Origin of the sequence: Marinobacter bryozoorum (assembly GCF_023156245.1) — a bacterium.
In the GTDB taxonomy this organism is placed as follows: domain Bacteria; phylum Pseudomonadota; class Gammaproteobacteria; order Pseudomonadales; family Oleiphilaceae; genus Marinobacter; species Marinobacter bryozoorum.
The window spans coordinates 102,284-116,385 of record NZ_JAKZAH010000003.1; the positions used below are offsets into that span (position 1 = coordinate 102,284).

Sequence of the window (14,102 nt, forward strand, 5' to 3'; positions counted from 1 at the left end):
GGTCGCCATGGCAATTATCCACAGTACCATCAATGCCCAGTCGGACGAGTTCCGGCAACGCCGGGAAGCCATGGAGGCGCTGGTCGATGACCTGGCCACACGCCTCGAAAGGGCTGCCCAGGGCGGCGGCAAGGAAGTCCAGGAACGCCACCGAAGCCGCAACAAACTGCTGCCCCGCGAGCGGGTCAACCGCCTGCTGGACCCGGGCTCACCGTTCCTGGAAATCGCCCCCCTGGCGGCTGATGGCGTCTATGACGACGACGTGCCCGCTGCCGGGATCATCGCCGGCATCGGCCGGGTTCAGGGTGTGGAGTGCCTGATCGTTGCCAACGACTCCACGGTCAAGGGTGGTACCTATTACCCCCTGACGGTAAAGAAGCACATTCGCGCCCTCACCGTTGCCGAGGAAAACCACCTGCCCTGCATCTACCTGGTGGATTCAGGCGGTGCCAACCTGCCCCAGCAGGATGAAGTGTTCCCGGATGCGGAGCACTTTGGCCACATTTTCTATCGCCAGGCCAACATGTCCGCCAAGGGCATTCCCCAGATCGCCGTGGTACTGGGGCTGTGCACGGCCGGTGGTGCCTATGTACCTGCCATGGCAGACGAAAGCATCATGGTTAAAGGGCAGAGCTCGATTTTCCTGGCGGGCCCGCCGCTGGTGAAAGCCGCCACCGGTGAAAGCGTGTCCGCAGAGGAGTTGGGCGGTGCCGACGTTCACTGCAATATTTCCGGTGTCGCCGACCACCTGGCGCACACCGAGGAGGAAGCCCTTGAGCGCGCCCGCCGATGCATCGCCAACCTCAACCACTCCAAACAGAACAAGCTCACCACCCATCCGGCAAGGGAACCGCTCTACGACCCTGGCGAACTCCACGGCGTGGTCCCGGCTGAGCTGCGCACCCCTTACGACGTCAAGGAAGTCATTGCCCGCCTGGTGGACGGCTCGGAGTTTGATGAATTCAAGGCCGGTTACGGTACTACCCTGGTGTGTGGCTTTGCCCACCTGTATGGCCATCCGGTGGGTATCGTGGCCAACAACGGGATTCTGTTTTCGGAGTCAGCCCTGAAGGGCGCGCACTTCATCGAACTCTGCAGTCAGCGGGGTATTCCGTTGATATTCCTGCAGAACATAACCGGATTCATGGTAGGCAAGCAGGCCGAACATGGCGGCATTGCCAAGAATGGCGCCAAGATGGTCACCGCGGTCGCCTGCGCCCGTGTTCCCAAATTCACCGTCATCATCGGTGGCAGTTTTGGCGCAGGTAACTATGGAATGTGCGGACGCGCCTACAACCCCCGCTTCCTGTGGATGTGGCCCAATGCACGCATTGCCGTCATGGGCGGCGAACAAGCCGCCGGCGTGCTGGCGGACGTCAAGCGTACCGGGCTCGAACGTAAGGGCAAGAGCTGGAGCAACGAGGAAGAGCAATCGTTCAAGCAGCCTATTATCGACCAGTTCGAAGAACAGTCCAGCCCCTACTACGCCTCTGCCCGACTCTGGGACGACGGGGTGATTGACCCCGCCGATACCCGCGACGTCCTGGGCCTGGCCCTTACTGCTTCACTCAACGCACCGGCCGAAGACACACGCTTCGGCGTGTTCCGGATGTAAGGAGAGCCCCATGACCGAATCCGCCGTTATCAGCACCACTGACAGCCGTGGCGTCACCCGGATCACCCTGAACCGTCCGGACAAGCGCAACGCCTTTGATGACCGCATCATTGCCGAACTGACCGATGCCATCAAAACCGCCGGCGAGAACCCGGAATGCCGCGTGGTAGTCCTCGCCGGTGAGGGTAAGCATTTTTCTGCCGGTGCCGACCTGAACTATATGAAACGCACCGCTGAACTAACCCAGCGGGAGAATGTGGAAGACGCCCGTCGGCTGGCCGGCCTGATGCAGGCCCTTGACCGGCTCGACCGCCCCACCCTGTGCCTGGTACAGGGCGCGGCCTACGGTGGAGCCCTGGGCCTTATCTGTGCCGCCGACATTGCCATTGGTACCGAGGGCAGCCAGTTCTGCCTCAGCGAGGCAAGGCTGGGTATTACCCCGGCGGCAATCGGCCCCTACGTGGTGCGCACCCTTGGTCAGCGCCATGCCCGCCGCTACTTCCAGACCGCCGAGGTGATCCGCGCCGGGCGCGCACTGGAGCTGGGCCTGATCCATGAATGTGTTCCTGAAGACCAGCTCGCCAGCAAGGCGGAGGAGCTGATCACCGCCCTGCTTCGCAACGGTCCGGTGGCAATGGCCGCCGGCAAGGAACTGGTATCCGCGGTCTCCGGCGGTGCTGTTTCCGATGACATTATTCAATACACCGCCGAAGTCATCGCCCGCCTGCGCACCGGCGATGAAGGGCAGGAAGGCCTTGCGGCCTTCTTCGAAAAACGGACTCCTGACTGGGCGGTAACCTCATGAGCAACAACATAACGTCAATACTGGTAGCAAACCGGGGCGAGATAGCCCTGAGGATTTTCAAAACTGCGGAAGCCATGGGGCTCAGCACTGTAGCCGTCTACTCGGATGCGGACGCAAACGCCCCCTTTGCGCTGGAAGCGGACACAGCCCTGAACATCGGTCCGGCGGAAGCCGCCAGGAGCTACCTGGACATCGAAAAGATCATCACAGCCGCCCGCACCAGTGGCGCCGATGCCATCCACCCGGGTTATGGTTTCCTCTCCGAGAACACCGACCTGGCCGCGGCCTGCGAGAAGGCCAGGCTACGTTTTATCGGTCCTCCTGCCAGTGCCATCGCTGCCATGGGTTCCAAGAGCGCTGCCAAGGCCCTGATGGAAGAGGCCGGCGTGCCGCTGGTGCCGGGTTACCACGGCGAGGACCAGGCCACCGATGTCTTCCATAGGGAGGCAAACCGCATCGGTTATCCGCTGCTGATCAAGGCCAGTGCCGGCGGTGGCGGCAAGGGTATGCGGGTCGTGCGGGATGCTGCTGAGCTGACCGCACAGGTGGAAGCTGCCCAGCGTGAAGCCAGCTCGTCCTTTGGTGATCCGAAACTGCTCCTCGAACGCTACCTGGAAACGCCCCGCCACGTGGAAGTCCAGGTGCTGTTTGACCAGCATGGCAAGGGGGTATACCTGTTCGACCGGGACTGTTCGGTTCAGCGCCGGCACCAGAAGATCATCGAGGAGGCACCGGCCCCGGGCATTCCGGATGATGTTCGCAAGGCGATGGGCGAGGCGGCCGTGCGCTGCGGGGAAGCCATCGGCTACGTTGGCGCAGGTACGGTGGAATTCCTGTACGAACCGGAAAGCCACGAGTTCTTCTTTATGGAGATGAACACCCGCCTGCAGGTGGAGCACCCGGTTACCGAAATGGTCACCGGCCTGGACCTGGTGGAGTGGCAGGTTCGCATCGCCAATGGTGAGCGTCTGCCCTGGAACCAGGAAGACCTGCGCTGTCAGGGGCACGCCATGGAAGCCCGGATCTACGCGGAAGATCCGGACAACGGTTTCCTACCCCAGACCGGACGACTGAACACCCTGCAGGAGCCAGCCGAAAGCGGGACGGTCCGGGTTGATTCCGGCGTCCGGCAGGGGCTGGAGGTCACCCCCTGGTATGACCCCATGCTGGCCAAGGTGATCACATTCGGCGAAGACCGGGATGAGGCCAGGATCAACCTGGTCGAGGCGCTTAACCGTTACCACACCGACGGTGTGGTCCTGAATACAGACTATGTGAGCCGAGTACTGCGGCACGATGACTTCGCCAACGCCCGACTCACCACCCGTTTCGTAGAGATCCATGAGGAGGATCTCGCCAGGCCGTTGTTTACGCCCTGGGCACGCAAGCGTCTCAGCCTGGTTGCCTGGCTCAATGACGTGGGCGCCCTCACCTGTTGCGACAGCCGGGATGTCTGGAGCCGACTGACGGGCTTCCGTGCCGGTGACAGACATTGGCAGCCCTTCGAGCTGGATCTGGGGGGTGAGCGCTACCACGGTCACTACCAGGTGCTCCGTGTCGGAAAGGTGTATGGGCACCTTATCGTGTCCATGGATGATGAAGAGACCCGCGTCCGCTGGGGCCGGATGGATGACGGTGCCCTTGAAGTCCGCCTGTCTGGTCGCCGGATCCGGCTTGGTGGCGCAGCCCGTGGTGATGAACTTGCCGTCTTTGCCGACGCCGCAACCTGGAAAGCCAGGGTCAATCATCCGGAAGTGGCCCAGGGCGCCGCTGCGGATGAAACCGAGCTCACCGCCCCGATGCACGGACGTGTTACAGCGGTACTCTGCACGCCGGGAGAAGCCGTAAAGGCTGGCCAGGCCCTGCTGACCATGGAGGCCATGAAAATGGAGCACACCCTCAAAGCCGGGTTTGATGGCACTGTGGAAGCCGTTCACTGTCAAACTGACAGTAACGTGGAAGCGGCCCAGGTACTTATTACCCTGGAAAAACCGGAGGGCTGATCATGGCAGACAACAAGGTAACCCTGGTGGAAGTCGGTCTGCGTGACGGGCTTCAGAACGAGAAACCCCCGGTCTCGCCGGCACAGCGAGCGGCATGGTTCAATGCGCTGGTGGCGGCTGGCCACCAGCGTATCGAGGCTGGCAGCTTTGTTTCCCCGAAGTGGGTACCCCAGATGGCAGGTACCGATGAGGTTATGTCCCTCATTCAAAAACCCGCCAGCGTCACAGCAGAGGTACTGGTCCCCAACCTGAAGGGGCTGGAGGCAGCGCTGCAAACACCGGCCGAAGTCATGGCCGTGTTTACCGCAGCCTCCGAGAGCTTCAACCAGAAGAACATCAACTGCTCCATCGAAGAGAGTATCGAACGGTTCCGACCGGTGGTTGAGGGCGCCAGGGCTTCCGGCCGGCGGGTCCGGGGCTATGTTTCCTGTGTGGTGGGCTGCCCCTACGAGGGCCGCATTGAACCCGCACAGGTCGCCAACGTGACCCAGCGCCTGTTGGACCTTGGCGTGGATGAAATCTCCCTGGGGGACACCATTGGTGTCGCCCGCCCGCGGGAAATCCATGCCCTGCTGGATGCCATCATTCCGGATACCGGCACCGATATCCTCGCCCTGCACTGCCACGACACCTATGGTCAGGCCATCGCCAATATCACCGCGGGGCTGGAGCGTGGCATCCGCATATTCGACTCGGCCGTTGCCGGACTGGGCGGTTGCCCGTACGCCCGGGGGGCAACCGGCAACGTAGCCACCGAAGATGTGCTTTACCTCCTGGAGGGGGAAGGCTTCGTAACAGGCGTCAACCTGCAGAAGGTCGCTGACCTGGGTGCTTCGATCTGTCAGGTCCTGTCCAGGGACAACCCCTCTCGCACCGGCAAGGCGCTGACGGCCTGACCCATGCCGTACCGGAAGCAGCACCGCTTTCGGTCCCGGTGCCTGCGTTGAAGCCGGCGCAGCCGGTGGGCATCTTTCCTGGCCAGGGCCCCGTGGTTACCCCATGACCCGGGATGCCCACTCGGGCACGTCCTTCACAAAGACTTCCCAGGCACCGTCCTTCCAGGAGGCAATCCGGACGTAGGGTTTGATGGTACTGGAGTTATCCACCAGGTGAAGTTCGTCCGCCAACCCCACGGAATCCCGGATATTGGAGAAGGTTCTCGGAACGCGGCTGTTTACCTTCGACTCGGGAACATCGTGACCGCCGGCCTGCACACGGGACGCAACCCGGGCGTTATGCAGTCCGGTATCGCCCAGGTGGAAATAGAAGATGTGGATGCGGAACCCCGCCGCCTTGGCAGTGGCAATAAAGTCGAGCTTTGACGGATGTGAATATACCGTCTCGAAGCAGAAGGTCTGTCCTTCCTCAACCAGCCGGAACCGTTCTTTCTCAGCGATCAGGGCGGCTTCGTAGCTATGGGCTTCCGGTTCAGTCGGCCACAGGGTACGGGCGATGTTGTCCGCGTTGATAAGGGGGATATTCCTCGGCTTTAAGAAACGTTCGTAAAACGTTGATTTACCGGCGCCATTACCTCCAGCTAGCAGCCACAACTCAGGCTGCATGGTCCTGTCCGCTCAGTGGCTCGAAACGGCCATTGCGGAACTGTCCGGTAATTCTCTGCCCATCCGGGTAAATGGCCTCAAGGTAACCCGGGCGTCGCTCGGAGGCCTGGTAAACAATACGGCCGCTGGTGATGTGGCGGGACAACGAACCTGACTCGCGGTCAGCCTCAACCTCTGCCCAGATATCGTCCCCGGTGACCGGTTCAGGCACCACCGGTTCCACTCGCACCCGGCGTATACCCTGACTGATGGCAATCAGATCTTCAGCGCTCACCTCACCGGCAACCGCCCGGCCGATCTCGGCCCAGAACTCGATCTGTTTGGGCGTGGACCGCCGATGGACTTGCGCCTCCGCCGCTGCATGGCGTACCAGGGTATCTTCAAGCCGTACGGGAGTAGTCATGGGGCCTCCTGACATTCTGGATTGCATGATTCAGATTACCACAGGTGTTGCGTTTTGCAACAGTCGATGCGCCGGTTATCCTCCCTCTGCCTTTTTACTGTTCAGCCCTCTATACTGCCCACAACCCTACCGGGGGATCACCCGGCAGCCCCAGCCGGGACCGGAAGCCGGCACGACCCTCCGGACCGGGCCAGAACGATTCGAGAAAACACCAAAAGGCTCTATGAAGGTTCCAAAGCGATTGCAACCACTGGTAGATGATGGCCTGGTAGATGAAGTTCTCTATCAGTTAATGAGCGGCAAGGAGGCACAGGTCTACGTGGTGCGTTGTGCCGGCCAGCTCCGCTGCGCCAAGGTCTTCAAGGAGGCACAGAAGCGCAGCTTCAAACAGGCGGTCGAATACCAGGAAGGCCGGAAGGTTCGCAACAGCCGGCGGGCCCGGGCCATGAGCCGGAAAACGAAGTACGGCCAAAAGGAACAGGAAGACGCCTGGCTGAACGCCGAAGTGGACGCCCTCTACCGCCTGGCTGGTGCCGGCGTGCGGGTGCCCGAACCCTTCGGCTTTGTCGACGGTGTACTTCTGATGGAGCTGGTGGCCGACAGCAATGGCGAGGCTGCACCACGGCTTGATGACGTCACCCTCACCCCGGAGCAGGCGCGCGACTATCACGGCCAGGTTATCGCCGATGTCGTCCGCATGCTGTGCGCAGGACTGGTTCATGGCGACCTGTCGGAATTCAACGTGCTGGTCGACCCTGCCGGCCCGGTTATTATCGACCTGCCTCAGGCCGTTGATGCGGCCGGTAACAATAATGCCGAACGCATGTTCCAGCGGGACGTCGACAACATGCGCCGCTATTTCGGCCGCTTTGCCCCGGAGTTACTCAAGACCGACTACGCCGGTGAGATCTGGGCACTGTACGAAGCCGGCAAGCTTCACCCCGCAAGCAAGCTCACCGGCCAGTTCGTTCGCGACGAAAAGATTGCCGACGTCAATGAAGTGATGGAGGTGATTGCTGCAGCCACGGAAGAAGAGCGGGAACGGCTCGAACGGCAACAGGACGCGGACGAGGATTGAGCTCTAAGGTCTGTCCCCTCACCAGGCCAGCCATATAACATGGCGGGCGCCCTTGCCGGGCCGGTGGGCGCGGACAGTCACCGGTTCCACGGAAAGCCCGGCGCGCTTCAGGCGCTCGGTAAAGGCGGGATCCTGCCCGGCAGACCAGTAAGCCAGTATCCCGTCCGGCGTCAGCGCCGCCTGGGCCGCAGCAATACCCGGGGTGGTATAGAGCCAGTCATTCTCCTTCCGGGTCAGTCCTTCCGGCCCGTTATCGATATCCAGCAGAATGGCATCGTAGGCACCCGGCGAAGACCGGATCAGCTCAACCACATCGCCGATATGCACCCGTGCCCTGGGATCGTTCAGAGGGTACCCCGCCGCACTGCCCAGGGGCCCGCGATTCCAGGTTTCCACTTCCGGCACCAGTTCGGCCACGGTAACCTCGGCCTCCGGTCCCAAGGCGCCGAGCGCCGCTGCCAGCGTAAATCCCATCCCCAGCCCTCCGATCAGCACCCGCGGTGCAGGGAGGTCCACGAGGCGCTCACAGGCCAGGGTGGCCAGCGCATCCTCCGACCCATGCAGACGACTGTTCATCAGCTCACCCGGACTACCCGCGATCTTTATTGAAAATTCGTCGTTGCGCTGCAGCAACCGCAGTTGTGTCCCCTTGCCGGGAATAATAGCGGTGCCAAGCTGCTCGAAACGGGCCATGGACTACCTCGGTTAATCTAAATTAAATGGAGAACAGGCAGGGTGGAAGATTACACGCCTTGCCCGGATAAAACCTCATTTCGGGGAAACCTTGTGCACCCGACCACCCGGAATAACTGAGCCATGTCAAACCGCAACGAAGTTTCTGCCAATGACCTGTAGAACTGGTATACATTTCCTCAGTCACCCATTACTTCCAGGAAGCCATGTCCGGATACACCCCGCCTTCGGATAAAGCGATTAACCTGCTTGCAGCACCTCAGCTGGCTGGCCTGGTCGTGGTTATTCTGGCCCTGCACCTGATCGCCAGCGAACAGTTCCTGTTGTTTCACACGTTGGTAGAACTCCTTCGTATCCTGGTCCTGGGGGGGCTCTTTGTGCTGGCGTGGCACACCAGGAAATGGGCAGACAATCATTTTCTGCGTGTCGTGGGTATTTCAGCGATCTTTGTCGCCAGCCTGGAACTCTTCCATACCCTTTCCTACCGGGGCCTCGGCCTGTTGGGCCAGGACGATGGCAACCTGCCGACGCAGCTCTGGGTAGCATTCCGCCTGATGGAAGCCAGCGCATTCCTGCTCGCCGCACTGCTGGTTGGCAAGGCAGTCTTCCCGAACCGGATTCTGGTCGGGTACGCCAGTAGCACCGTGCTACTGGGACTATCCATTGCCGCCGGTGTCTTTCCTGACGCCTTCCTCGATCCCGGGGGACTGACGCCGTTCAAGGTCAATGCCGAGTATCTGATCGCTGTTACCTTCGGCGTTGCCATGGCCGTGCTGTATACCCGCAGGAAAAAGTTTGATGGCAGGGTTCACTGGCTGATCCAGGCGTCACTGGCGTTCAACATCCTGGCGACCCTGTCTTTTACCCGCTACGTCAGTGTCTATGGGCTGGCCAACGAAATCGGCCACTATTTCCTGCTTGTATCTGCCTACCTGATCTACCGGGGTATTCTGGTAGCCGGACTTGCCACTCCCTACCAGGTGCTCTTCCGTGACCTGAGGCATCACCAGAAACACCTCTCCGAGCTGGTTGAAGAGCGCACCGCCCAACTGCACCAGAGTGAACAGTTGAACCAGTCTTTCCTGGAACATTCACCTGCCGCGCTGCTTCTGCTCGACGAGCATGCCAGGGTGGTTCTGGCAAATCCCGCAGCTGCCAGGCTAACCGGATATTCCCGGGAGGAACTGCTGGGCATGAGCCTGCAAGCGGTTGATGCAGGTAACCACCGGGGTGGAATAACGACACAGCTTGAGCAGGTCGGGCAAGCCGGCGTTGGGCACTTCGAGTCCAGCTGGCGACACAAAAACGGCCAGACCCGGGAGGTGGAGCTGAGTGTCCAGGCCTTCGATGGCGTTGTCACTCACGGTTTCTGCCTCTTTGCCCGGGACGTCAGCCAACAACGGGCAGACCTCCGCCGCATTGAATTCCTGGCCCGGTATGACGCGCTCACCGAACTTCCCAATCGAACCAGGTTCGAAGAGCTCGCCCAGCAGCGCCTTCAGCGCGCCAGGCACACCGGCCAGAAGGGCCTGCTCGTTTATATTGACCTGGATAACTTCAAGGACATCAACGACTCCCTCGGCCACTATATGGGCGACGCCCTGTTGCGTGCGATCGGTCAGCGCCTGCTGGCCCTCGGCGACCTGCAGCGGCTCTTTGGCCGCTCGTCCGGGGATGAGTTCATTGGCCTGCTGGAAGTGGGGGCGGGAGAAGGCGTGATGGCCACCGAACTGGCTCGCATTCAGCAGGCTGTCGTGGAACCTGTAACCGTCAACGGCCACCAGCTGCTGACGACGGTTTCTGTTGGCGTTTCCGCGTTTCCTGACGATGGCCAGGATTTCACCACGCTCTACCGTAACGCCGACACCGCCATGTACGCCGCCAAGGAAGGCGGCCGCAACACCTGGCGACGGTTCGACAAGACGATGCAGGAGAAGGCCCTGGAGCGCCAGGTACTCCTCAGTGAACTCCGGGGCGCCCTTGCGCGGGATGAGTTGTCCATCCACTACCAGCCGCAATTGCGCCTGGCCAACCGCGAACTGGTGGGAGCCGAGGCGTTGCTGCGCTGGCACCACCCGAAGCTCGGCGAGGTTTCGCCAGCCAGGTTTATACCAATCGCAGAGGAAAGCGGTCTGATCGTGGAAATCGGCGAGTGGGTGTTGCGGGAGGTCTGTCGCCAGGGCCGCGCCTGGCAGGACGCTGGCCTGCCCCCGGTTACCCTGGCGGTAAATCTTTCAGCCATTCAGTTCCAGCGCCCTGACTTGCCGGAAACCGTCGCAAGAATACTGGAAAGCACAGGATTTTCCGAGCGTCACCTGGAGCTGGAACTTACGGAATCCGTGCTCGCTGGTGACGAGGCCCGCGTTGCCAATACCATCACCCGGCTCAAGACCTATAATATCCAGGTGGCGATCGATGATTTCGGAACCGGTTACTCCAGCATGGCGTACCTTAACCGGTTTGCCGTAGACAAACTCAAGATCGACCAGTCCTTTGTGCGGGACATGACAACCGACCGAAACAGTGCCTCAGTGGTTACCGCCATTATCCGGCTGGCCCACAGCCTGGACCTCCGGGTGATAGCCGAAGGGGTTGAGAGTGAACAGCAGGCGACCAGCCTGCAGCACCTCGGTTGTGACGAGGCACAGGGTTACCTGTTCAGCAGCCCCGTACCGCCGAAAAGCTTCGTTGCACTCCTTGAAGCACAGGTAACTCATGGATAGGCCGACAATGGCTGGTTCACCCGCACTTTACCAGTGAACTCCAGCTACGTATGATTAGCCTATTATTGCTTTATGGAATGAGCATATACCCCGCCCTTCTTAATGAATGCCACCAAGACCGGTGCGGGGCAACCACCACCGATAAGAGGAAACCAAGATGAGAAAGACTGGAGTTCTGACTGCAGGCCTGCTCGCAGCTGCCATGACATTCCCGGCATTCGCACAAATGAGCGTTGAAGACCAGATCGAGGCCCGCCAGGCCGCCTATCAGTTCATGTCCTGGAACATGGGCAAGATCAAGGCCCAGGTTATCGATGGCGAAGTTGCTTTCAATGCCGATCAGATGATGGCTGCTGCCAATGCCATTGCAGCCACCGCCAACTCCGGGCTCGGTGCCCTGTACAGCCCTGAATCCGCCATGGACCAGGCTGACGACACCCGCCTGAAACCGGAGTTCTTTGAACAGCCCGAGAAAGCCCGGGAAGTGGGCGGCAACTTCGTTCGGGAAGCCAATAAACTTCAGGAAGTGGCGGCAACCGGCGACCAGGAAGCGCTTGCCAGTCAGTTCGCCGCGGTGGGCAAGACCTGCAAGGCCTGCCACGATAACTTCCGCGCCGACTGATTCAGCCTATCCGAGCTACCACCCCAGATTCTGTGGTGGTGGCTCAGGTGCCGGCGCTGGTGGAATCAGCTCTCCGCTGGCAGCGACTACAACCACCGCAGCCACTGCTAACGCAACCACCAACGCCACTGGCCCACCCCCGGTGCCATCAACGGCGACCTCCGGAGGTACGACCTTCCTTCCCGTTATCATCGGCTTCAGCAGGTTGTCCTTGCGTACCACCTTATAGTACAGAACTGCAGCCACGTGGAGTGCGACGAGGCCATACAGGTACCACTCGGTTTGGCGGTGCCAGCTGCTGAGGGTGTCGCTCCAGCCAGATGACACCAGGGGAACCAACGGACCATTGAAGGCAATCTCATCGTTGGCAAACAGTCCAGACACAGCCTGGAAACCAAACAGGCCCAGCAACGCCAGTACCGACCATGCCCCCAGTGGGTTATGACCTAGACCCTGCCACTGCCCCCTGAGATAACGCACCACGGCCCCGGGTCCCCTGACAAACATGCTGAACCGGGCATATCGGGAACCTATAAAACCCCAGACAATCCGGAAGCTCAGCAGCCCCACTACCGCAAGGCCGAAGCGCTCATGCCATACCATCCAGTCGCCCCCGGCCTTGATCGTGGCGACAGATCCGATCACTGCTGTAACCAGAAGCCAGTGAAACAGTCGCAGGGGCAGGTCCCAAAGCCGGATAACGGTCATGGCAATTCCTCATCGGATAACAGGCGTGAAGACTGAAAGACAACGGTGAGCTTACTAAGTTCCGCCGCCCGGGTCATCCGGGAAACGTTGTCCCCGCCGGGTTTAGAGCCAGGCCGCTAAGACCGCGCCAGACCGAACACACCTTCTACCTCACCGGCAACAACCACGGGTATGAACGAGAGCGTAAACCGGCGGGCGTGCTCGCCGAAATTCTGGAACGTGAGTGTCACGGGCGACGGAGTCAGTCCGCTGAGCGACTGGGCATAGGCGTGTTCAAACCTGGCCAGATCCTCTACCGGAACGGTGGTTTCGTTGATTAGCTCCCGGAAATCCATGCCAGCCAGGCGATTAGCCGCCATACCGAGGGCCTCTGCAGTGGCCGCATTCAACCGCAGGAATCGACGCTCCCGGTCGAAGACGAATACCGGGTCAGGGTTACGCTCGATGAGGGCCCGGAGACGCTGGGCTTCAGCCTCCAGTTTGCTGGTCCGCTGCTTGCTCTCTTCCATCATGGTACGGGCGTGCATGGCCACGAAGGCGAGGAACAGCCCAAAACCGAGGATGAGTGCCGGTAGCAGCCCCATGCGCCCGGGTTCCCCGGCCGCAGAAAGGGTAAGGGCTCCGCCATGGCTGCCGAGACGGAAAGACCGTGTGGCCAGGGTAACGTGATCAACGGGTCCTGCTTCCTCCGGTAGCGACCATTCTCCCAGGGGACCCGCCAGGCGCAGCCCTGCAACGGCCAGGTCCGGCGGAAGTTCTTGCTGTATGAGAATATTCAGGTCCAGCAGTGCGACCAGGTATTGTTGGGTACTGTCTGATGGACGCGTAATAACGAGGATACGCTCTGGATGCTGGTCATCAGGGACCAGCCAGGAATGGGTCCCGCTGCGCTCCGGGAATAACCTCACCCAGCGCAGTCCCTCGTCTTTAAGCAGCTGATTCTCCAGCCAGAGGGTCAGGTCCGGGTTATCAGAAAAGCGCCAGTTTTGCCGTGCCTGCTTGTTAATCTTCAGCAGCGCACGAAGCGCGGCATGATCTGACAACAGGATCCGGGCGTCCCGGACCTGGTCAGCGCCCCCCGGACGACCGCCAAGCCGGGCCCAGCTATCGACCAGGCGTTCGAGCATCCGTGCCCGGTCGGTAAGGGCACTCTCAAGGGTTCCGGCATAGTTATCCAGCCATTGGGCCACCAACAACCGCCGGGCGTGCTCCTGGGCATGTGTCGCCTGAAAGGCAAGGGAAAAAGTGACAACGATAGCCCCCAGACCCAGTACCATTGCCGATTGGGAGAGCCTCAGCTTCTCAGTACCGCCCTGGCCTGTGCTCGCCAGCCAGAACGCGCAGCCAAGACCAATTGCGGCAATAGCTCCGAGAGGGGTAGCCTGCCCCTGCAAGGCTTCCAGGGCGCCCCCTGCTCCGATTTCGGATTCACCCACCAGCGCCGCCAGGCCAAATGCTATGCCGATGGTTCCGCCAAGTCGCCACAGCCATCGACCGAACCTTCGCTTGTTACCAAACCAGCAACAGAACGCCAGCAGGATCGTGATCAGGCTGGGTGCCACCGGCATAAGGTAGGGAGCGGCCGGGAGCTCCAGTTGCCAGACCTGCGAGAGTATCTGGGAAAGAGCGCTGGCGGCACCGTGAAGTGCCAGCAATACCGGTAATATCACCCGCCCCAACCGATCACCCAGCAGGACCGCACCCAGGGTGGCGCTGGCCATCGCCACGCCTATCGCTCCCCCGGGGGAAAGTCTCCACACCTGCGATACCGCATAGTTCGGAAGCAGCATCAACAACAGGGTCAACAGGGCAACCGACAGGCAACTGACGACGATCAGGAACAGCGCCACTTGCCGGGGAAGGTTATTGGTTATTCTCATGGGCCCGTTT

Annotated in this window: 12 protein-coding genes; 7 read left to right on the forward strand and 5 right to left on the reverse strand. The window is 60.9% G+C overall.

The features are described from left to right. Nucleotides 1-7 precede the first annotated feature (7 nt). Genes MLC59_RS02855 through MLC59_RS02870 form a run of 4 tightly spaced genes read left to right on the forward strand, consistent with a single transcriptional unit; the run spans nt 8 to nt 5,319 of the window. Nucleotides 8-1,615: a carboxyl transferase domain-containing protein gene (locus MLC59_RS02855; protein ID WP_248230696.1), complete on the forward strand. Its 1,608-nt coding sequence runs from the start codon at nt 8-10 to the stop codon at nt 1,613-1,615. Nucleotides 1,616-1,625: 10 nt separating this feature from the next. After that, nucleotides 1,626-2,420 (forward strand): enoyl-CoA hydratase-related protein, encoded by a 795-nt coding sequence (locus tag MLC59_RS02860; RefSeq protein ID WP_248230697.1) that lies wholly within the window; start codon nt 1,626-1,628, stop codon nt 2,418-2,420. After that, on the forward strand, nt 2,417-4,423 hold the full coding sequence (locus MLC59_RS02865; RefSeq protein ID WP_248230698.1) for an acetyl/propionyl/methylcrotonyl-CoA carboxylase subunit alpha: 2,007 nt from the start codon (nt 2,417-2,419) through the stop codon (nt 4,421-4,423). The genes MLC59_RS02860 and MLC59_RS02865 overlap by 4 nt, the downstream gene beginning before the upstream one ends. Nucleotides 4,424-4,425: 2 nt before the next feature. Further along, complete coding sequence (locus MLC59_RS02870) at nt 4,426-5,319, forward strand: hydroxymethylglutaryl-CoA lyase (protein WP_248230699.1); 894 nt, start codon at nt 4,426-4,428, stop codon at nt 5,317-5,319. A gap of 96 nt (nt 5,320-5,415) precedes the next feature. Here the strand turns inward: MLC59_RS02870 and MLC59_RS02875 are convergent, their stop codons facing one another. Both MLC59_RS02875 and MLC59_RS02880 read right to left on the reverse strand, forming a co-directional pair. Then, nucleotides 5,416-5,985 (reverse strand): ATPase, encoded by a 570-nt coding sequence (locus tag MLC59_RS02875; protein ID WP_248230700.1) that lies wholly within the window; start codon nt 5,983-5,985, stop codon nt 5,416-5,418. Then, nucleotides 5,975-6,388, reverse strand: a complete 414-nt coding sequence (locus tag MLC59_RS02880; protein ID WP_248230701.1) for a ParD-like family protein — start codon at nt 6,386-6,388, stop codon at nt 5,975-5,977. Before MLC59_RS02880 ends, MLC59_RS02875 begins: the two co-directional genes overlap by 11 nt. A 223-nt stretch (nt 6,389-6,611) precedes the next feature. On the opposite strand from MLC59_RS02880, the gene MLC59_RS02885 reads away from it, so the two are divergent. Continuing rightward, complete coding sequence (locus MLC59_RS02885; RefSeq protein WP_248230702.1) at nt 6,612-7,466, forward strand: PA4780 family RIO1-like protein kinase; 855 nt, start codon at nt 6,612-6,614, stop codon at nt 7,464-7,466. A gap of 18 nt (nt 7,467-7,484) precedes the next feature. Here the strand turns inward: MLC59_RS02885 and MLC59_RS02890 are convergent, their stop codons facing one another. Then, on the reverse strand, nt 7,485-8,159 hold the full coding sequence (locus tag MLC59_RS02890; protein ID WP_248230703.1) for a spermidine synthase: 675 nt from the start codon (nt 8,157-8,159) through the stop codon (nt 7,485-7,487). Between the two features lie 206 nt (nt 8,160-8,365). Here MLC59_RS02890 and MLC59_RS02895 point away from each other — a divergent pair, with 206 nt between their 5' ends. Together MLC59_RS02895 and MLC59_RS02900 are read left to right on the forward strand one after the other, a co-directional pair. Further along, the gene (locus MLC59_RS02895) at nt 8,366-10,882 is read left to right on the forward strand and encodes a bifunctional diguanylate cyclase/phosphodiesterase (protein ID WP_248230704.1); all 2,517 of its coding nucleotides are present in this window, start codon (nt 8,366-8,368) and stop codon (nt 10,880-10,882) included. 157 nt (nt 10,883-11,039) lie between these two features. Next, the gene (locus MLC59_RS02900) at nt 11,040-11,504 is read left to right on the forward strand and encodes a c-type cytochrome (protein WP_248230705.1); all 465 of its coding nucleotides are present in this window, start codon (nt 11,040-11,042) and stop codon (nt 11,502-11,504) included. Nucleotides 11,505-11,519: 15 nt separating this feature from the next. Here MLC59_RS02900 and MLC59_RS02905 read toward each other — a convergent pair whose 3' ends face one another. Beyond that, nucleotides 11,520-12,212 (reverse strand): cytochrome b/b6 domain-containing protein, encoded by a 693-nt coding sequence (locus MLC59_RS02905; RefSeq protein ID WP_248230706.1) that lies wholly within the window; start codon nt 12,210-12,212, stop codon nt 11,520-11,522. Between the two features lie 116 nt (nt 12,213-12,328). After that, the gene (locus MLC59_RS02910; RefSeq protein WP_248230707.1) at nt 12,329-14,092 is read right to left on the reverse strand and encodes a PAS domain-containing protein; all 1,764 of its coding nucleotides are present in this window, start codon (nt 14,090-14,092) and stop codon (nt 12,329-12,331) included. Nucleotides 14,093-14,102: the final 10 nt, after the last annotated feature.